17 protein-coding genes are annotated in these 19,424 nt (G+C 26.2%); 2 read left to right on the top strand and 15 right to left on the bottom strand.

Translation table 11 applies throughout. The features are described 5' to 3' along the window. Positions 1-24: 24 nt before the first annotated feature. The 3 genes from O212_RS0100965 to O212_RS0100955 all read right to left on the bottom strand — a co-directional run bounded on the left by O212_RS0100965 (position 25) and on the right by O212_RS0100955 (position 3,164). Positions 25-591 (bottom strand): Maf-like protein, encoded by a 567-nt coding sequence (locus O212_RS0100965; RefSeq protein ID WP_024613304.1) that lies wholly within the window; start codon positions 589-591, stop codon positions 25-27. Between the two features lie 197 nt (positions 592-788). Further along, on the bottom strand, positions 789-1,592 hold the full coding sequence (locus O212_RS0100960) for an SPOR domain-containing protein (protein ID WP_024613303.1): 804 nt from the start codon (positions 1,590-1,592) through the stop codon (positions 789-791). A gap of 120 nt (positions 1,593-1,712) precedes the next feature. Then, positions 1,713-3,164 (bottom strand): aminoacyl-histidine dipeptidase, encoded by a 1,452-nt coding sequence (locus O212_RS0100955; protein WP_024613302.1) that lies wholly within the window; start codon positions 3,162-3,164, stop codon positions 1,713-1,715. A 186-nt stretch (positions 3,165-3,350) separates the two neighbouring features. Between O212_RS0100955 and pyk the strand changes: the two genes are divergently transcribed. After that, entirely contained in the window at positions 3,351-4,766 is a 1,416-nt protein-coding gene (gene pyk, locus O212_RS0100950; RefSeq protein WP_024613301.1) for a pyruvate kinase, read from the top strand. Positions 4,767-4,847: 81 nt separating this feature from the next. Here pyk and rpsA read toward each other — a convergent pair whose 3' ends face one another. Next, complete coding sequence (gene rpsA, locus O212_RS0100945) at positions 4,848-5,984, bottom strand: 30S ribosomal protein S1 (RefSeq protein WP_024613300.1); 1,137 nt, start codon at positions 5,982-5,984, stop codon at positions 4,848-4,850. Between the two features lie 223 nt (positions 5,985-6,207). On the opposite strand from rpsA, the gene O212_RS0100940 reads away from it, so the two are divergent. Continuing rightward, a complete protein-coding gene (locus O212_RS0100940; protein WP_160166400.1) occupies positions 6,208-6,666 on the top strand; it encodes a hypothetical protein in 459 nt (152 codons plus the stop codon). Positions 6,667-6,712: 46 nt separating this feature from the next. Here the strand turns inward: O212_RS0100940 and O212_RS0100935 are convergent, their stop codons facing one another. From O212_RS0100935 to O212_RS0100885, 11 genes are all read right to left on the bottom strand, one after another. Next, the gene (locus O212_RS0100935) at positions 6,713-6,919 is read right to left on the bottom strand and encodes a heavy-metal-associated domain-containing protein (protein WP_024613298.1); all 207 of its coding nucleotides are present in this window, start codon (positions 6,917-6,919) and stop codon (positions 6,713-6,715) included. A 70-nt stretch (positions 6,920-6,989) separates the two neighbouring features. Beyond that, on the bottom strand, positions 6,990-9,668 hold the full coding sequence (locus O212_RS0100930) for a heavy metal translocating P-type ATPase (protein WP_024613297.1): 2,679 nt from the start codon (positions 9,666-9,668) through the stop codon (positions 6,990-6,992). A 31-nt stretch (positions 9,669-9,699) separates the two neighbouring features. Beyond that, positions 9,700-9,969, bottom strand: coding sequence for a metal-sensing transcriptional repressor (locus O212_RS0100925; protein ID WP_024613296.1), 270 nt, complete (start codon positions 9,967-9,969; stop codon positions 9,700-9,702). Between the two features lie 211 nt (positions 9,970-10,180). Then, the gene (locus O212_RS0100920) at positions 10,181-10,594 is read right to left on the bottom strand and encodes a CBS domain-containing protein (protein WP_024613295.1); all 414 of its coding nucleotides are present in this window, start codon (positions 10,592-10,594) and stop codon (positions 10,181-10,183) included. A 71-nt stretch (positions 10,595-10,665) separates the two neighbouring features. Continuing rightward, the gene (locus O212_RS0100915; protein ID WP_024613294.1) at positions 10,666-11,583 is read right to left on the bottom strand and encodes a 3'-5' exonuclease; all 918 of its coding nucleotides are present in this window, start codon (positions 11,581-11,583) and stop codon (positions 10,666-10,668) included. 20 nt (positions 11,584-11,603) lie between these two features. Further along, the gene (locus tag O212_RS0100910) at positions 11,604-13,433 is read right to left on the bottom strand and encodes a MutS family DNA mismatch repair protein (protein WP_242829542.1); all 1,830 of its coding nucleotides are present in this window, start codon (positions 13,431-13,433) and stop codon (positions 11,604-11,606) included. An 83-nt stretch (positions 13,434-13,516) separates the two neighbouring features. After that, on the bottom strand, positions 13,517-14,407 hold the full coding sequence (locus tag O212_RS0100905; protein WP_024613292.1) for a zinc ABC transporter substrate-binding protein: 891 nt from the start codon (positions 14,405-14,407) through the stop codon (positions 13,517-13,519). A 74-nt stretch (positions 14,408-14,481) separates the two neighbouring features. Next, positions 14,482-17,226, bottom strand: coding sequence for an AAA family ATPase (locus O212_RS0100900; protein WP_024613291.1), 2,745 nt, complete (start codon positions 17,224-17,226; stop codon positions 14,482-14,484). Next, positions 17,216-18,346, bottom strand: a complete 1,131-nt coding sequence (locus O212_RS0100895; protein ID WP_024613290.1) for a DNA repair exonuclease — start codon at positions 18,344-18,346, stop codon at positions 17,216-17,218. The genes O212_RS0100900 and O212_RS0100895 overlap by 11 nt, the downstream gene beginning before the upstream one ends. Before the next feature lie 167 nt (positions 18,347-18,513). Continuing rightward, a complete protein-coding gene (locus tag O212_RS0100890; protein ID WP_024613289.1) occupies positions 18,514-18,699 on the bottom strand; it encodes an alpha/beta-type small acid-soluble spore protein in 186 nt (61 codons plus the stop codon). A 107-nt stretch (positions 18,700-18,806) separates the two neighbouring features. Next, a complete protein-coding gene (locus tag O212_RS0100885) occupies positions 18,807-19,412 on the bottom strand; it encodes a hypothetical protein (RefSeq protein ID WP_024613288.1) in 606 nt (201 codons plus the stop codon). Positions 19,413-19,424 lie beyond the last annotated feature (12 nt).

Genomic DNA, 19,424 nt, shown 5'->3' with positions numbered 1-19,424 from the left:
TTAGAATACCCATCCCCATAAAAATTATTTTAATTTTTTAAGCATTTTATATGTCCCATTAAGGGGTAACCCAACTACGTTATAGTAACATCCATTTATTTTCTCTACAAAAAGCCCACCTTCATCTTGTATTCCATATGCTCCGGCTTTATCTAGAGGACTTCCACCATTTATGTACTCTATTATCATGTCACTTTCAACCTCAGAAAAAGTTACCTCTGTTTTAAAACTATCACAAAGTATTTCTCCTGTTTTATTGTTTATTACACAAACTCCAGAATATACTTCATGAGTATTACCACTAAGACTGCTTAGCATTTTAAAGGCATCTTCTTTATCTTTTGGTTTTCCTAAGATGCTACCATTAAAAGAAACAACTGTATCCGCAGATATTATTATATTATCATTTGAAGCTTTATCTGAAACTGTCTTGCCTTTTCCAAGTGCTAATTCCTTAACATACTCAGAAACATCTCCATTGAATTCAACAGATTCTTCATTAAAATCACTGATTTTAATTTCAAAATCTTTAACTATTCTTTTTAATAATTCTTGTCTTCTAAGAGACCCTGACGCTAAAATAACTTTCATAATATCCCTCTTTTAAAATGACCTCTTGGTATTTTATACAGTTATAAACCTAAATATGTAATTACTGTAATTTTTTCTTAACGTAATATTAGGTGTAGTAATACATCACTACACCTAATATAGTTTATCATTTTATAACAGCATAAACAAGTAAAAAACTCTTTTAAAAATAGAATTAATTTTTTTTTAAGATTTGCTTATACTCTATGTTTTATAAGGATTTTATATATAAACTCTAAAGACTTCTCAGCACCTTTTCTATCTAATTCATTTGGTAATTTTTCTATATGTTCCCTTAATGATTTTAGTTCATCATTTTCCTTGTCCAATTTTTTATTTTCAAGTAATTTTTTAGTCCAATTTTTAAACTCTGTTGTCTTTATACTTTTAACTTCTTTATTTTCTAAATTATTTATTATTTTCATAAATCCTGTAAGAATTTCATAACTAACTTCATTATTTTTATCTTCACTAGAATAATTGCATTTAATCTTTACATTTGCTATTTCTTTTTTTGTCAATTGATCACTAACTTTATTCGCTTCTTCTTCTAAATATATACCTGCTATCACTCTAAACTTTTTATTTTCTTCTATTATAAACTTATTATAACTTGAAGGTATTTCTTTTAAAGCACTTTCAGCATTTTCCTTTTTCCCATAATATCCACACTGAATCATAAATATTTCTTTTCCTTCTTTACTTGTATCTGTAGTATTAGTTACATTATTTTGTTCTTTATTTGAATTTCCTTGAGTATTTTCTCCTTGGCTTTTATCTTCTTCACTATCTTTCTTTTCATTACTTTTATTTTCATCTTCTACTTTTGCATTTGCTCCAGTATCTCCTTTACTTCCATCCCCTTTAAATATAATAGGCCCTAGGAATAATCCAACTACTACAGCTATTAATATTACTGCAAGTGACATTATTAAAAAATTGCCATTATTATTTCTTTTATTTCTTTTTTTAGGTCTATAATTATATCTTGTGTATCCCATTTTATCCCTCCTAAAATATTACTTTATTAAAATATATTAAGAGGTTTCTTATAATATTCATTATGTAAAAAAATCTTCACTTATTTAAAAGTGAAGATTTTTTTATTAATATTTCTTATGTTATTTTATTGCTTTTAAAATATTTAGTAAGTAATCCCAAACATTTTGAACTGATTTTATACTCATATGTTCATCTGGAGTGTGAACGTCATAAAGATTTGGACCAAAGCTTATCATGTCTATATCTCCTAATCTTTCTTTAAATAATCCACATTCAACACCTGCATGAATAGCAACTATCTTTGGTTCTTCTTTATACATTTTTTTGTATACATCAATACAAATTTCTCTTATTTTTGATTCACTATCATATTCCCAAGCTGGATATGGAGCTACTGTTTCAAATCCACCACCTAATATTTCTGTCATAGTTTTACTTCTTAAAACTATTTCATCTTTTAATGTAGAAACTGAACTTCTAACAGCACTCTTAAATATAACCTTATCTCCATCTGTCATAACTACACCAATGTTAGTTGAGCTTTCTGGTAATCCATGTATCTCTTTACTCATTGTATTTATTCCATTTGGATAAATGTATAAAAGATTTATAATATTTTCTGTGCATTTTTTATCAAAAGTTCTATTAACTCCTTCATGAGTTATTACTTCTAAAGTAACACCTGGGTCTTGAACTCTTAATTCATGTTTAAACATAGCTTCAAATTCTTTAATAGTATTTTTAACGTCTTCTAATTGAGTTTTATTTACTGTTAATATAGCATCAGCTTCTCTTGGAATAGCATTATCTTTTGATCCACCTTCTATATTTGCAAGTCTTATATCAAATTTTTCATTAAGATTTCTTAATAATCTTGCCATAAGTTTATTTGAGTTTCCACGGCCTTTGTTTATTTCTTGACCTGAGTGTCCACCTTTTAAGCCTCTAATTTTAACTTCTAATGTTTCATGATTTTCTAAAATTTCTTCCCAATTTATAGTCATTGATGCATTAGTTCTTACTCCACCTGCACAACTTACTAATATTTCACCTTCTTCTTCTGAATCAAGGTTTAATAATATTTTTCCATCAATATGTTCAGGTGATATATTCATTGCACCTGTCATTCCTGTTTCTTCATCTATTGTTAATAACAATTCTAAACTTGGATGCTCTATAGTATCATCTGCAAGTATTGCCATTCCATAAGCTACTGCGATACCGTTATCAGCACCTAATGTAGTTCCTGTTGCATATATGTTATCTCCATCAATTCTTAATTTTATTGGATCTTTTGTGAAGTCGTGTTCTGTATCTTTATTTTTTTCACAAACCATATCCATATGTCCTTGAATTATTACTCCAGGGGCATTTTCATATCCTTTTGATGCTGGTTTTTTAATTATTATATTTAAAACTTCATCTTGTATTACTTCTAATCCAAGGTTTTTAGCAAATGAAACTAAATAATCACTAATTTCCTTTTCATTTCCTGAACCTCTTGGAATTTGTGATATTTCCTCAAAATACTTAAACACTAATTTTGGTTCTAAGTTTTCTAAAACTGACATTTTTTATCATCCTTCCCATATTTTTTGTGTTAAAATTATACTATGAATATAATTTTAGTATATCACAGTATATTATTTAAATTTTAAACTAAATAATAATTTTTTCAAGTTAGTTTATTACAAATTTGCACATAATAAATTAGTATACCTAATATTTATTCATAAAAATATTCGCGAGGTGATTTTATGCAAAAGACTAAAATGATTTTTACTATTGGACCTGCAAGTGACTCAAGAGAAGTATTGAGTGAATTTATGAAAATAGGCATGAGCGCCGCAAGACTTAACTTTTCTCACGGTACTCATGAATCTCATAAAGAAAAGATTGATTTAATTAAAAGTTTAAGAGAAGAATTAAATACTCCAACTGCTATAGTCCTTGATATTAAAGGACCAAAAATTAGAACTCACAACTTTAAAAATGATGGAGTTAATTTAAAAGAAGGAGATACTTTTTCCTTTATATGTGGTGAAGAAATATTAGGCGATGAAAATAAATGTTCAATTACTTATGATGAACTTTATAAAGATGTAAAGCCTGGTGGTACTATACTTGTTGATGATGGATTACTTTCATTTAAAATTAAAGACGTAAAAGATAAATCTATAAACTGTATAGTTGAAGTTTCAGGAACTATAAAAAATCATAAAGGTGTAAATGTACCTAATATTAGTATAAACTTACCATCTATAACTGAAAAAGATAAAGACGATATAATATTCGGTTGCCAAACTGGTGTTGATTTTATAGCAGCATCATTTATTAGAAAAGCCTCAGATATATTAGATGTTAAAAAAATCCTAAAAGAACATGGTGGAGAACATATAAAAGTAATTGGTAAAATTGAAAGCCAAGAAGGAGTTAACAACATTGATTCAATTATTGAAGTAACTGATGGTATTATGGTAGCTCGTGGTGATATGGGTGTTGAAATACCAATAGAAAAAGTTCCAATAATTCAAAAGAAAATAATAAAAAAATGTAATAAGGCTGGAAAAATAGTTATTACAGCAACTCAAATGTTAGATTCAATGATTAGAAATTCTCTTCCAACTAGAGCTGAAGCTTGTGATATATGTAATGCTATATTCGATGGAACTGATGCAATTATGTTAAGTGGAGAAAGTGCTTCTGGTAATTTCCCACTAGAAGCTGCAAGAACAATGTCAAAAATAGCTAAAGAAACAGAAGAAAACTTAGAGTATGATTTTGTAAATTCAAAAATCGAACCATCTGACCTTTCATTTGCTGATGCTATAAGTTACTCAGCTTGTAGAACTTCAAATGCAGTTGGTGCAGAGGCTATAGTTGCTGCTACTCAAAGTGGTGCTACTGCAAGATTAATATCAAAATACAGACCTAAAGCTCCAATTATTGCAATAACTCCATTTGATTATGTAATGAGAGGATTAGCTTTAAACTTTGGAATATTCCCAGTTAAATGTAAAATGTTTAACACTACAGATGAAATATTAGTTGAAGCTAAGAAAACTGCTAAAACTTTTGACTTCGTAAAGGAAAACTCAGAAATAATAGTTGCAGCTGGTATGCCAACAACTCATACTGGTGGTACTAATATGTTAAAAATAGAAAAAATATAACTATACTTTATGAATAATAGCATATTATAGAAAAAGATAGCTGAATTATATTAAATCAGCTATCTTTTATTTATATTTTAATTAAAATAAATCTTTGAATAAATCTCCAAGTGTTACACCTTCATCACTATTATCAACATATTCAAGATATTCTTTACTCTTTTCAGTTGCATCTTTTATACTTAAAGATAATTTCTTTTGATCTTTATTAACATTTAAAACTTTAACTTTAACATTTTGACCAACCTTTAATACTTCTTCTGGTTTTGCTATATTTTCATCAGTTATTTCTGTTATATGAACTAAACCTTCCACACCTTTAAATACTTCAACAAAAGCACCAAACCCAGTAAGTCTTACTACCTTACCTTCTAAAGTATCTCCAATTTTTAATTCATCTCCATGTAAAGTCCATGGCTCTTTAGCTACATCTTTTAATATTAATGATACTTTTCTATTTTCTAAATCTACATTTCCAACGTATACTTCAACTTCATCATTTGCTTTTACTATATCTTCAACTCTCTTAACTCTTTCCCAAGCTAAATCATTTATATGAATTAATCCTTGTATGCCTCCGATATCAACAAAAGCTCCGTACTTAACAGTATTTTTAACAATACCTTTTCTCTTTTCGCCACTCTTTAATTCTTTCCATAAAGCATATTCTTTTTTCTTATGTTCAGCTTCCTCAATTACTCTTCTTGAGGCAACAACTTTATTGTTATTAAAATCTAATTCTATTATCTTAACTTCTAAGTCTTTTCCTACTAAAGATTTTAAATCTATTCTTTCTCTTGAAGCTTGTGATCCTGGTATAAATACTCTTATTGAACCAAAGTATGCAACTAAGCCACCCTTTACAACTTCTTTAACTTTTATAGTTAATACTTCTTCATTTTTGAAAGCATTTTTTATTTGTTCTCTTTCTTCTTTTAATAATGCTCTTTTTCTTGAAAGACTTACAAATCCATCTCCATCATTTGGTGAAAGAACTACTACATTTATTTCATCTCCAGGCTTTACAAAATCTGATGGATTTTCATCATTATTTGCAAATTCCTCTCTAGTTATTATCCCATCAAAGGCATATTTAATATCAACTGTAACTTGTTTATCATTGACATCGATTACTTTACCCTTTAATATATCACCTTTATTAATTCTTTTAACATCATAAGATTCTAATAATTGACTCATATTATTTTCATTTGTCATAAAAAAATCACTCCTTCTATTTCCCCACATATAATCTAATTTTAATCCAACGTCAATTCTAATACAAGAAAAATAGCTAAATTATAAAATATTATTTAAACATTCAATAATTTCAAACATATAATATATAGTATTACTTATTGTGGGGTACTCTATGAAATTATTAAGAAAATTTAATTTTTTAAAAAAATCCTCAATAAAAAAATATGAGGAAATAATTGATATGAAAAATACCTTGGATAATTACTCAAAGGACTTTGCCAAATTATTAGATAGACTTTATAATCTAGAACTAGACCTTGAGTTCCTTGAAGATATATATACAGAATATGAATCTAAAATTAATTTAGCTATAAAAAAAGATAATATAAGACTTGCAAAAAAAGCACTACAAAAAAAATTAATGGCTTATAGTGATTTTTTAGAATTAAAAAATTTAGTAAGTCATCTTTACAATTGTAAATACAAAATATATATGTTATTAAAATCATTTGAAATAGAATATTCTAATATAGTTTTTAATTATGAAAACAATAATGAAAAAGAACTTTCTTTATGTATAAAAAACTTTTCAAAAATTAAAAACAACTTATATAAAGAATTTTTAAAAATAAATGATGTTCCAGAATTTATACCTCCTGAGGTTAACTTAGATGATGAAATTAAAATTTATATTGAATAGAAAAATGCTGCTTTTTTAAAGCAGCATTTTTCTCATCTAATTAAACTTAAATTTCTTTAGCTTCTAATAAATCATATCCTGCATTATCAATTATTTCACTAATTGATGCTTTATTTAAATCACCATAGACGATAGCTTCTCCAACCTTTACTTCATATCCTTTTACTCTTGGATCTCCAGCAAAAGCTTCCTCAATATTTTTTACACATTTTTCGCATCCCATTCCATCAATTTTAATTTCAAATTTAGTCATATTTATCACTCCTCAAGTTTTTATTTTATAAATATTTTCTTGTATTTATTTAAATTTAATTATTAGCTATTTAAAATTTTGATTTAAATTTTTTAAGTCTTAGTGCATTTAGTAAAACTGACACTGAGCTTAAACTCATTGCAAATGATGCAACCATAGGATTTAAAAGTGGACCTCCAAATGCATATATAATTCCCATTGCAAATGGTATTCCTAATACGTTGTATCCAAATGCCCAAAACAAATTTTCTTTTATATTCTTGATTGTTGCTCTACTTAATTGTATTGCTGTGACTACATCTAAAATATCACTTCTCATAAGTACAATATCTGCTGATTCTATAGCAACATCAGTACCTGAGCCTATAGCAATACCAATTTCTGCTGTTACAAGTGCTGGTGCATCATTTATACCATCACCAACCATAGCAACTTTTTTCCCTTCAATTTGTAATTCTTTAACTACACTTGCCTTACCTTCTGGTAATACATCTGAAACTACTCTATCAATTCCAACTTGTTTTGCAATTGCTTTTGCAGTTTTTTCATTGTCACCTGTTAACATTACAACTTCAATTCCCATACTATGAAGTGCATTTACAGCCTTTGCACTATTTTCTTTAACAGTATCTGCTACTGCTATAACTCCAGCTAACTTTCCATTAACAGCTATAAACATTGGTGTCTTTCCACTTTCAGCCAAAGTATGTGCTTTTTCTTCTATAGAGTTAATATTTATATTATTTCTATCCATAATTTTTCTATTACCTATTACAACATCTTTTTCTTCAATAGTTGTATTTATACCTTCACCTGGTATTGAATTAAAGTTTTGTATAGAAGGTAATTCTATCTTCCTATCTTCTGCTTCTTTTACTATTGCCTCACCTAATGGGTGCTCTGAACCTTTTTCAGCAGCTGCTGCAAGTTTAAGAAGTTCATTTTCATCAAAAGAATTTGTAATTATATCTGTAACCTTTGGTTTACCTTCTGTAATAGTACCTGTTTTATCAAATACTATTGTATTTATTTTATGAGCTTCTTCTAGTGCTACACCACTTTTTATTAAAACTCCATTTTCAGCACCCTTACCTGTACTTACCATGATTGCTGTTGGTGTTGCTAATCCAAGAGCGCATGGACAAGCTATTACAAGAACAGAAATTAATATATTAAGTGAAAATTCCAAATCTCTATTACCAATAAAGTACCAAGCTAAAAATGATAATATTGATATTACTATTACTGTTGGAACAAAATATCCTGAAATTACATCTGCAAGTTTTGCTATTGGAGCCTTTGTACCTTGTGCTTCTTCAACTAAATTTATAATTTGTGAAAGTACTGTATCATCCCCAACCTTTGTTGCTTTATATTTAAACATTCCATGTTTATTTATACTAGCTCCAAATACTTCATCACCAATCTTTTTCTCTACAGGAATACTTTCACCTGTAAGCATAGCCTCGTCTATAGTTGTAGTTCCTTCTGTAACAACACCATCAACTGGTAACTTTTCACCTGGCTTAACTAAAATAATATCTCCAACTGAAACATCATCTATACTAACTACTTTTTCTTTTCCATCAACTATTATTGTTGCAGTTTTTGGTGCAAGACCCATAAGTTTATTTATAGCATCTGAAGTTTTCCCTTTTGTAAGTGCTTCTAAATATTTACCAAGACTTATAAAAGCAACAATCATACCTGCTGATTCAAAATATAAATGATGAGCAAAATGACTATCGCCACCAGCAATTTTAACTAAAGCATATATACCATATAAAACTGCTGCTGAACTACCTAAAGCTATAAGCGTATCCATGTTAGGACTTAAATGAAATAAATTTTTAAATCCATGTATAAAGAAATCTCTACCTACAATAATTACTGCTAATGCTAATATAAGTTGAATAAATGCATAATTAAAAGGATTAATATTGGGATCTATAATACTTGGAACAGGTAACCCCATCATAGGTCCCATTGATATTATTACTAATGGTATTGCAAATATAGCTGACCATATAAGTCTATTTTTTGCAGATTTTATTTTTTTCTCAGAATCACTTTTTAAATCTTGTTTTTCATTATCTTTTAATTCTATTGCTTCATATCCAGCCTTTTTAACAGCATCTTCAATTTCTTTTGCTGAAAGCTTTTTCTTATCATATTTAACATTCATATTTGATGATGCTAAATTTACTACCACATCATCTACTCCATCTAATTTTTTAACTGCTCTTTCAACATGTGCTACACATGATGCACATGTCATTCCGTTTACCTTAAACTTCCCTTCTTGTGCATTTTTATCATTTAATTTTTCTGCCCCATATCCTGCTTTTTCAATTTTATTTATAATATCTTCTGATGAAATTTTACTTTTATCATATTTTATATTTGCTTTTTCAGTTGCTAAATTAACTGTAGCACCTTCTATTCCATCCATCTTATTTAAAACTTTCTCTACTCTTGATGAACATGATGCACAAGTCATTCCACTTACTTTATAATTTTCATTTACAATATTTTTATTTTTTAATTCTTTAGCTTCATATCCAGCCTTTTTAACTTTTTCTTCTATATCATTAACATTAATTTTATCTTTATCAAAATTTACTGTCATCTTTTCTGTTGCTAAATTTACAACAGCATTATCTACACCATCCATCTTATTTACAACTTTCTCTACTCTTGTAGCACAAGATGCACATGTCATTCCACTTACTTTAAATTCTTTTTTCATACATTTTCTCCTTCCTTACAAATTTTAATAATTACTTATCAATTAACTTTGTAAGTAGTTTTATTATCTCTTCTATCTTAATGTCTTTTTCTTCCTCACTAACTAATGCTTCCTTAACGCAATGATGCATATGCTGAGTTAATATATGCTTGTTAGCTTTTTTAAGAAGTCCTTGTGCTGCTATTATTTGATTTGAAATATCAACACAATATCTTTCTTCTTCTATCATTTTTATAATTCCATCTATTTGCCCTCTACAAGTTTTTAATACTTGTAGTGCTTTTTTCTTATCATCGTTCAATATCCTCACTCCTTTACCCCCTCCCTATGGGGGTGTGTTATGTTTTTATAATAATACTTACATTTTTTAATGTCAACAGTATTTTTTATTTATTAATATTATTTATAAAAAATCTTCTTCTCAAATTATATATCTATCCAACACAATAAATACTTATACATAAGGTTTAAAAATAAAAATAGAGCTGTTTAACTAAACAGCTCTAAAAAATTTAATCTTCTTTAATTTTTAACTCATTATAGCAATAATTTATTATATCGCTTCTTTTTATTATCCCAATAAATATTCCTTCATCATCAACAACAGGAACAAAATTTTGATTAACTGCAAGAGATATTAAACTTTGAATATCAGAGTTTATTGAAACACTTTTATGTGCTCTTCTAGTCTTTATGTCCTTAACTTTTACACTTTCTGTGTTTTTAAAATTAAGATCAGGAGTATTTTTTAACTTCCATAATAAATCTCCTTCAGTTAATGTTGAAACATATCTTCCATGCTTGTCCAACAACGGAATTGCTGTATAACCATGGTGCTCCATCCTCTCCATAACTTGTCTCATCGTTGATTCTAAGTTTTCGTAAACTACTTCATTCTTAGGAGTAAGAAAAAATGCTATATTCATAGTTATCCCTTTCCTTTTTTTAAATTTTATTTATATCCCTCAATCTATTTTAACATATTTTATAAACTTTGTTATAAAGCTTTCTCTTTCTTAAGAAAATATTTATCTAATCTATAAGTATAATCTAAGTATTCCTTTTCATTTATCATACTGCTAATTTCAGAATATATATACTCTCCATGTAATGTTTTCTTAACTATTACTTCATTTACAATTGCATTATTACACTTTGAACATTTTCCAACAGATACAAATCTCCATCTATTTGGCATATAATCAAAATCCAATTCTATTTTTTTATTGCACTTTGGGCATAATGAATTTATCTTTTCATGCTCTAAGTTTAATTCTTCAACATTATCAATAGTAATAGCTGGCATATCATATATATCATCAATTATATAATTTTTAACTATTCTATAATTATATAAATTTTTAAATACAAGAACAGTAAAATTTGCATCATTTAACGCATCATGTAAGAGTCTACTATCTATTTTTATATTTAATCTTTTTAATGCATTTTTTAAACTTAAAGATTTTTTAACTCCCAATACTTTACTTGAATATTCTTGTATATCTAAATATTTTCCAATCCACTTTAAGTCCTTAAAATTATGATAATGTGCATTTATTATTATTTGAGCAATATCATCTTTTGCCCATGAACACACTATATCATTACCTATAAATTCTTTTAGCTTTTTCATAGCCTCATTAAAGCTTAATCCCTTTTCTAAATCTCTTTCTGTAATATTTGTTATATTTGTTATTTCTGGATTTAATACTGGTATTATGGAAGGTTTAACATACTCCTTAAACCTTCCAATTACCTTCATATACTTATCAACCTTAATTGCACCAATCTCTATTATCTCATTTTTTATATTAATTTTATTTAACTCAGAATAATCATCAAATACATTCGGATAATATTTTTTTATATTATTCAAATTATTAAATTCTAAGTCCATTATTACATACCCCATAAAAATACCCTCTCTTATAACTATTGATTAAATTCTATACCAGCAAGCTTCATTAAGTGTATTGCATTTTGAGTTTCACTTTTACCATTTCTAAGCTTATAATCGAATTTTATTTTATTATCCTCATAATATTCTCTAAAATTATAATTTTCTATTCTATTATCAACTTTTTCTAAATCACAAAGTTCTAAATCATGGGTTGAAACTAATCCAATAGCTCCACTATTTATAAGTTGCTTTATAAGTTCAGTAGCCCCTATATGCCTATCTACTGAATTTGTTCCTTTAAATATTTCATCTAATAAGAAAAATACATTTTCTCCCCTTTTACTTGCTTCTATAAGTATTTTAATTCTAAGAATTTCAGCATAAAATGATGAAATATTTTCTTCTAAGTTATCTTTAGTTCTCATACAAGTATATACATTAAATATTCCACATTCAAACTCTTCACTAAAAGTTGGAGCTCCTATATATGAAAGAATTAAGTTTAAACCTACAGTTCTTAAAAAAGTACTTTTACCAGACATATTAGATCCTGTTATTAATGTAACCTTTTTATTTCCTGAAAGAGAATAATTATTTCTAACGGCCTTTTCTCCAATTAATGGATGCCCTATCATCTTTCCTCTAACTTCTTTGGTATCTATTATTTTAGGAAAATTCCAATTACTAAAGTCAAAATATAAGTTTGATATACTACTTAAAGCATCTATCTCACTCATAACCTCAATCCAACCTTCTAAGTACTTTCTATTTTCTTCTCTCCAATCATTTACATTTTCTATTATAAACACATCTGAAAATATAAATAAATTTATTATTAAATAGTATGCATTACCAAAACTATCTCCAATCCAATCTAATAAATTAGATAACTTTTTCATTTCTTCTCCACAAGAGCTACCTTTTTCATTTTTAAGATTAGATTTAACATTAACTAAATGTGCTGACTTAAACTCTTTTTTCTCTATCATACTCAATATTTCAGCATAAGACTTTATTGTAGATTTAATTTCATTAAATACTAATAAATCACCTTTATTATCCTTTGTAAGTAATTTAATAACAACAAAATTAATCATTAATACTAATAAAATATAAGTAGGTCTTATGTATCCTATTACTGAAAAAACAATACTTATAAATGTTAAAATTATAAATAAATAAGCTATAATTTTTTTATTTGTTCTTTTATTTGATTTTTCTTTACTCCAGTTTAAAAATATTTCTAATTCATTTATTTCTTTTTTCTTTGATTTTAAGTTAACCTTTCCTTTTACTAAAAGGTCTTGCCTCCACTTAATTTCATTACCTAACTCTTTTATAGCTTCTTGCTTATTTTCTATATCAGCTTTACTTGGTAATTTATTAAGTTTTAAATACTTAACAAGTTTTTCTCTTCCACCTTTTGTTATAGTATTATTTATTAATTGAAATAAAGAACTCTTACCAAAAATATCTATATCTGATGAAAATGGATGATTATCATCAATATATTCTAATCCATCATCTTCTATATTTTTAAATTCACCAGTTACTCTCTTTATTCCTTTTTCATTAATTTCTAAAAATCTTTTTAAATTTTCACTCTTATTTATAAGTTTATTATGATATATAACAACTACTATACCTACTATAACTAAAATAATCTCCGAAATTATAAGTAAATTTATGTTATCTCCCTTATAAAAAAAATATCCACTACCTATTATTAATAAGACTATTAATAACCTACTCCATCCAAACAGTGCTATATTTTTATTCAATTCTTCTATTTTAATACGACTATTTTCAACGTTACTTTTATAATAATCTAAAGCTTTTATAAAGAACGCCTCCTTTTGCAAAATTTTACATATATAATTATATCACATTACTATAAAAAAAGGTTTGATTCACTATTTATTAGTAAAATCAAACCTTCTTAAAGCTACTTTTCTTCTAGTAAACTTTTATATATTACATCAAGGTCATATTTCATACCTTCTAAATAAGTTTTGTCATCTTCTTTTGATTCTAAAGTATATATTTTTTCTACTTTTGCTCCAGCTTCTCTTGCTAAAGTTTCTGATTCCTTTGGAGATGCTAAACTTTCTGAGAATACTGTTTTTATTTTATTTTCTTTACAATACTTAACAAGATTTTCTAATGTCTTTGGAGTTGCTTCTCCATCAGCATATAAATCACTTATTGATTTTTGTTGTAAACCAAATTCTCTACAAAGATAACCAAACGCTGCATGACCTGTTACAAAATCTTTATTTTTAAGTTTTTCAAACTTTGGTTTATACTCATCATACAATTTATTAAATTTTGTTTTTAAATCTTCGTAATTTTTCTCATAATATTCTTTATTACTTGGATCTTTTTCTATTAAAGCATTTTTTATATTATTAGCTTGAACCTCAGCTTCTTTTAAACTAAGCCAAACATGAGGATCTACTTTATCTCCATCTTTAATAACCTTAACACCTTTACTTGAATCTACCATAAGTGTTTTACTGTCTTTTAATTGTCCTTTAACTTGATCTAACCAGTGTTCTAATCCTAATCCATTATATACAAAAACATTACTATCCATAAGTGTTTTTAAATCTGCTGGTTTAAAATCAAAATCATGTGGTTCTTGGCCTGGTCCTACTAAAGTTAATACATCAACTTTATCGCCACCAATCATTTTAGTAAACTGTTCTAATGGATAAATTGAAACTACAACATTTAACTTTCCGTCCTTTTTAGTTTCATTAGCTTTATCTCCAGAGCATCCAACTAATCCTACTGTTAAAAGAAATATGGAAATTATACCTATAATTTTTTTCAAACTTTACACCTCATTTGCATATGATTTGCATTTGCATAAAATTATATTAATATAATTTCCCATTAATGTCAATTCTAAATATTTATAAAATTAGCTTCAATTTTTTTATTTTTAATAATTTTTTGGTCAATTGATTGACATGAAAATATTATAGTTTGAGCAAAATTACTATCATTTATAACTTCCATTGCCCTTTCTCTTCTTATATCATCATATTGAATAAACGAATCATCAAATATTATAGGAACTTTTTTATTTTTAAATATTAGTTCTATAAATGCAATTCTAAGAGCTAAATATAACTGATCATTTGCTCCATTACTTAAATATTCTCCGGGAAATATGTTTATTTTGTCTCTTACTGTCATATTATAGTCTTCTCCAAGTTTAACATCTAAATATTTTTCTGATGTTAACTTTTTGAATATATTTAATATTTTTTTATTAAGGGTTGGTCCAAAGCTTTCTCTAACTTCTCTTCCTGAAGCTTCTAAATTTTCTATAGCTATATTTATAGCCTTTAGTCTTTTTTCTAAAACATTAATTTGTTCAACTATATTTTCTAAATCTTCTTCTATAGCCACTATACTTCTTTTACCTAAAAAACTTGTTTTTATTATGTTTTCTAAATCTTTTATTTGCTTTTCCACTTCTATTAAAAGATTTGATTTTTCTTTTATTTCTTTTTCTATTTCTTCTTCTGAATTATATTTATAATCTATATTTCCATTTAATACATCTTTTATTTCTTCTTTTATTTCTTCTATATTTCTATCCTTAAGTAAAACTTTATAAGTTTCATCAACACTCTTTAATGAATTTTCAAGTTCTTTCTTTTTTGAAATTTTATCTCTAAATTCCTTTAAATACATTTCCAAATCTACTAATTGAATATGTTCTAAGTCCATAATAGTTAACTTTTCTTTTATTTCTTTTTCCTTATCTTCTAATTCAAATGATATTCTCTCTAAATTCTCCTTCTTGGAATTATATTCCATGTTTAATAATTTTATTTTATTTTTTATACTTGTATATTCATCAAGTTCTATATATATATCATCTAAATTATTACAATCACAAAGTTTCATAATCGATGAAAGTATTTTTTCGTTTTGTTTATATCTTTCTTCATCTTTTTCAAAAGATAAATTATCTAGCTGACTTTTTCTTTCCTCAATTCTTAGCTTTGATTGACTTTCTGAAACATAAAAATTCTCTAATGTATTTATTGCCATTAATAAATTTTTATAGTTATTACACTTAGATAATTTAACATATTCATCTAATTGGTCTTCAATATTTTTGATTTCACTATTTAAATTATCAACATTTTTTTTACTTTCTAAACTACTATTCACATTATTTAGTGAATTATTAGCTATTAATATCATATATATACCTAATACTATTAATATTATAAATATTAAATATAAAAATGGATTATTAATTGAAGCTATATTTATTCCAATTAATAATCCACTTATAGTAGATAATATAGCTCCTAATTTTCTCTTATTTTCTAATTTAGATTTTTCCATTAAAGTTTTCTCGTCATACTGATTTGAATTTTCAATTATCTCTTTTACTTTATGAAGTTTTTCTTCATATTCCTTAAATAGATTTTTTATTTTTTCTTTATGAGATGTTAATTTTAATGAATCTCCTAAAAATTTTTTCTTTTTATTAATTTTTTCTTCTTCTTCTTCTATCGATAACTTTAGTTTCTTATTTAATAAAGCCCTTTCTCTAAGCCCTTCTTGCTCCGCATTTAATTTTATTAATTTTTCTTTTAATCCATCTTCCATTGATGAAAATACATCATATCTTTTTATTTTCTCATTTTCATCATTTATTCTGTTTTCTACTTCCTTTAATTCATATTCATTTTCTTTTTTTATATCTAAAAAAGTTAAATACTTTTTATTTTCTTCACTAAGTTCATCTATATATTTTTCATCTATTACACCATTATTTCTTTTAAGTTCAGTTTCAATTTCTTTTTCTCTTCTTTTTAAATCTTCACTCTTTTTTAAATAATTTGTTATTTCTCCATACTCTTTTTGTAAATTGCTTTTCTTTAAATATTTTTTAAATAATTCTAATTTTTCTATTTCTTCTCTTAAATTTTTTCTTTCTTCTTTTTTATTAATTAATTCATTCTCATTAATTAAATTAGATTCTGAAAGTTTATATGCTTCATATCTTTCTTCTATAACCTTATTATACCTTTCCTTTAATATATCAAGTTCACCATTTTTTCTTGTTGTAGTTAATTCTTTTCTACTATTCTTAAGCTTTTCAATAGCGGTATATGCTGAAACTTCACCTTCTCCACAACCAAATATATCAATTATTTTTTGCATCATTTGTTCATCTTTATCTCTTGATACCATTACACCAAGCTGTGGTATAAATAAAGTCTTTAAAAATGTATTTGAATTTACTCCAAGAAAATATACTCCTGGTTCATCCTTATTTATATTTTTAACTTCTTCTCCAGTTAATCCATCATATATAGTACATATATCATCTTTTTTAGTTAAACCAAATGTTCTTTTAATAATATAATCCTTATTATCATAAAATACTACAAGCTCACCCTGCATTCTTTCACCTGAAAAGGGCATATACTTCTTTCTTAAATTATTTTTCCCGCCTCTAGTATTACCAAATCCATATAACCAAATTTTTATAAAATTTTGTATTGTACTTTTTCCTTTTTCATTTTCTCCATATACTAAGTTTAATCCACTATTGAAGTTTATTTCTCTATCTTTAATGCCAGCAAAAGATTTAATTCTAATCTTTTTAATAATCATCCAAATTCACCTCATCTTCCGTCAAACTTTGCAGTCCTATTTTCAAAGCAAGTTCTAGAATTTCTAATTCTTCTCCTTTTGCCTCATTTATTTTATTACTTATTTTCTTTACGAATAATCCTTTAGTAGAATGTTCATTTTCTATATCATCTATTTTGATTTTTACTCTTGTTTTATCTTTAATTTTCACAAAATAAAATTCATTTTCAAGCTTCTCTTTTAGTATTTTTTCATTTATCTTAAAGCTTGGGTCAATCTCCCCAATTAAATTTATTTTGAATATATTATTCTTTAAATCATAATCTTTAACATCTTCCAAAATTCTTCTTTTTATTTCTCTGTACCCAAATAATCCTTCTATATTTATATCCTTCTCTATATATTCTCTTTTACATGTCTTTTTAAAATTTAAATCAACATAACCCTTTCCCACATATCCAATTAAAATTCCTTTTTCACCTAACTCATCAAAACCTCTTCCCTGTGGGCAACCACTGTAAGCATAGCTTGTCATTCCAGCCTTTTGTATTCCACTAAATTTATGTCTATGACCAATTGCCACATAATCTAGCATTGAATCTTCTATATCTTTTATTGTTATAGGGTTATATTCATTTGTTGTTCCTTGATTAGAAATTTCCCCATGAATTACAGCTATATTTATAAAATTTCTATCTACTTTTATATTTTTTAACATAGATTCTACTACGTAGTTATCTTCAAATGCTGCCCCATAAATATTTGTTTTTAATTCCTTTATAAAAACCTTTTCTAAAGAGCTCTTAAATACATATACATTCTCTGGCCAATCAACTAATTTATAAAAGGACTTAACATTATAAGGATCATGATTTCCTGGACTTATGAAAACTTTAGTCCTTATTAATCTTTTCAATTCTTCTTGTATAAATATCAATGTACTTTTATTCAATGTATAATTATCAAATATATCTCCAGCCAATAGCATTATATCTACTTCTTCTTTATTACATATGTTAATTACATTACTAAAAACTTCCTTTATTTCCTCTTTACTTTTATCTGCTAACTTATTTCTAAACTCTTTAAAGGGTGTATCAAAATGTATATCTGCACAATGAAGTACTTTTATTTTTTCCATACTAAAATTACCTTTCTATTTAACGAACTTTTGTTCTCATTTTATCATATATTTTACGCAAAAAGAAAGAGGATGATTTACTAAAATCATCCTCTCGGCATTGAAATACGTATTCCTTAAAATGGTGTAATTGCAAAGAGCTATTTAAAACTCTTATCAGTAGGTGTTTACTTTAGAGAACTTTCGTATTCCTCTACCATTCTCTTAACCATTTCGCCACCCACGGATCCACATTGTCTTGAGCTTAAATCTCCGTTGTAATCACTAAATGGAACTCCTAATTCTCTAGCTACTTCATTTTTGAATGCTGCTAGACCCTTTTTAGCTTCTGGAACTATCACTCTTTTTGACATAATTGATCCCTCCTCAGGCTTACGGTAATTGTAAGATTAATTTTAATTTATCTTACAACCATAGTTTATCCTAAGTATACTTTTTAATTCCAAGTAATTTTTTCCAATTAAATTAAAGCTTTAAACGTATAACCTTGTTTGTTTAACTCATCTATTTTTTCTTTTAATTCATTATATTCTTTATCATTAAATTGATTTAATTGTATATAAAAAGCAACATCTTGCTTTTTTAAACTTTTTAAATTGTTATTATTATTAATAGTTTTTACATTGTTTCTATTTAATATATTCTCAATATCTAAGTATTTAGGCAGAATTGTATGTCCATATTTTTGTACCGTACTATAATATGGCTTATTTTTATCTTCCATTTCATCATTCCCTACAAATGTTAACTTAATATTTAATGAATCTGCTAAATCAACAACTTTAGGTAATTCTTTTTTTAAATTTGAATCTCTTGATCCAACTATTACATATGCAATAGAAGAATTTTCTTCTTTTAAAGTTGTTATTGATTGATAATCTGTATTTATAATAGTTCCTACAACATCATCAATTTTCTTTTGCTCATCATTACTTGTAGTTTCATGGTTCTCTAAAAGAACAACTCTAGTTTGAGTGTTTATTACTTTTGCTAAAAAAAATATACTTATTAAAGTAACTACAAGAATTAAAATGCCAATTACAAATTTCTTCTTATTTCTACTCATATACGCCTCCTA

Origin of the sequence: Clostridium sp. Ade.TY (assembly GCF_000498355.1) — a bacterium.
Taxonomy (GTDB): domain Bacteria; phylum Bacillota; class Clostridia; order Clostridiales; family Clostridiaceae; genus Clostridium.
This window is presented reverse-complemented; position numbering and strand designations above follow the sequence as displayed.

Excerpts from the sequence above, each read along its gene's own strand:
- O212_RS0100930 (WP_024613297.1), bottom strand. The coding sequence starts at position 9,668 with ATGAAAAAAGAATTTAAAGTAAGTGGAATGACATGTGCATCTTGTGCT.
- rpsA (WP_024613300.1), bottom strand. The coding sequence starts at position 5,984 with ATGACAAATGAAAATAATATGAGTCAATTATTAGAATCTTATGATGTT.
- O212_RS0100920 (WP_024613295.1), bottom strand. The coding sequence starts at position 10,594 with ATGAATATAGCATTTTTTCTTACTCCTAAGAATGAAGTAGTTTACGAA.
- O212_RS0100960 (WP_024613303.1), bottom strand. The coding sequence starts at position 1,592 with ATGGGATACACAAGATATAATTATAGACCTAAAAAAAGAAATAAAAGA.
- O212_RS0100935 (WP_024613298.1), bottom strand. The coding sequence starts at position 6,919 with ATGACTAAATTTGAAATTAAAATTGATGGAATGGGATGCGAAAAATGT.
- O212_RS0100940 (WP_160166400.1), top strand. The coding sequence starts at position 6,208 with ATGAAAAATACCTTGGATAATTACTCAAAGGACTTTGCCAAATTATTA.
- O212_RS0100885 (WP_024613288.1), bottom strand. The coding sequence starts at position 19,412 with ATGAGTAGAAATAAGAAGAAATTTGTAATTGGCATTTTAATTCTTGTA.
- O212_RS0100955 (WP_024613302.1), bottom strand. The coding sequence starts at position 3,164 with ATGTCAGTTTTAGAAAACTTAGAACCAAAATTAGTGTTTAAGTATTTT.
- O212_RS0100965 (WP_024613304.1), bottom strand. The coding sequence starts at position 591 with ATGAAAGTTATTTTAGCGTCAGGGTCTCTTAGAAGACAAGAATTATTA.
- O212_RS0100890 (WP_024613289.1), bottom strand. The coding sequence starts at position 18,699 with ATGTCAAAAAGAGTGATAGTTCCAGAAGCTAAAAAGGGTCTAGCAGCA.
- O212_RS0100895 (WP_024613290.1), bottom strand. The coding sequence starts at position 18,346 with ATGGAAAAAATAAAAGTACTTCATTGTGCAGATATACATTTTGATACA.
- O212_RS0100900 (WP_024613291.1), bottom strand. The coding sequence starts at position 17,226 with ATGATTATTAAAAAGATTAGAATTAAATCTTTTGCTGGCATTAAAGAT.
- O212_RS0100915 (WP_024613294.1), bottom strand. The coding sequence starts at position 11,583 with ATGGGGTATGTAATAATGGACTTAGAATTTAATAATTTGAATAATATA.
- pyk (WP_024613301.1), top strand. The coding sequence starts at position 3,351 with ATGCAAAAGACTAAAATGATTTTTACTATTGGACCTGCAAGTGACTCA.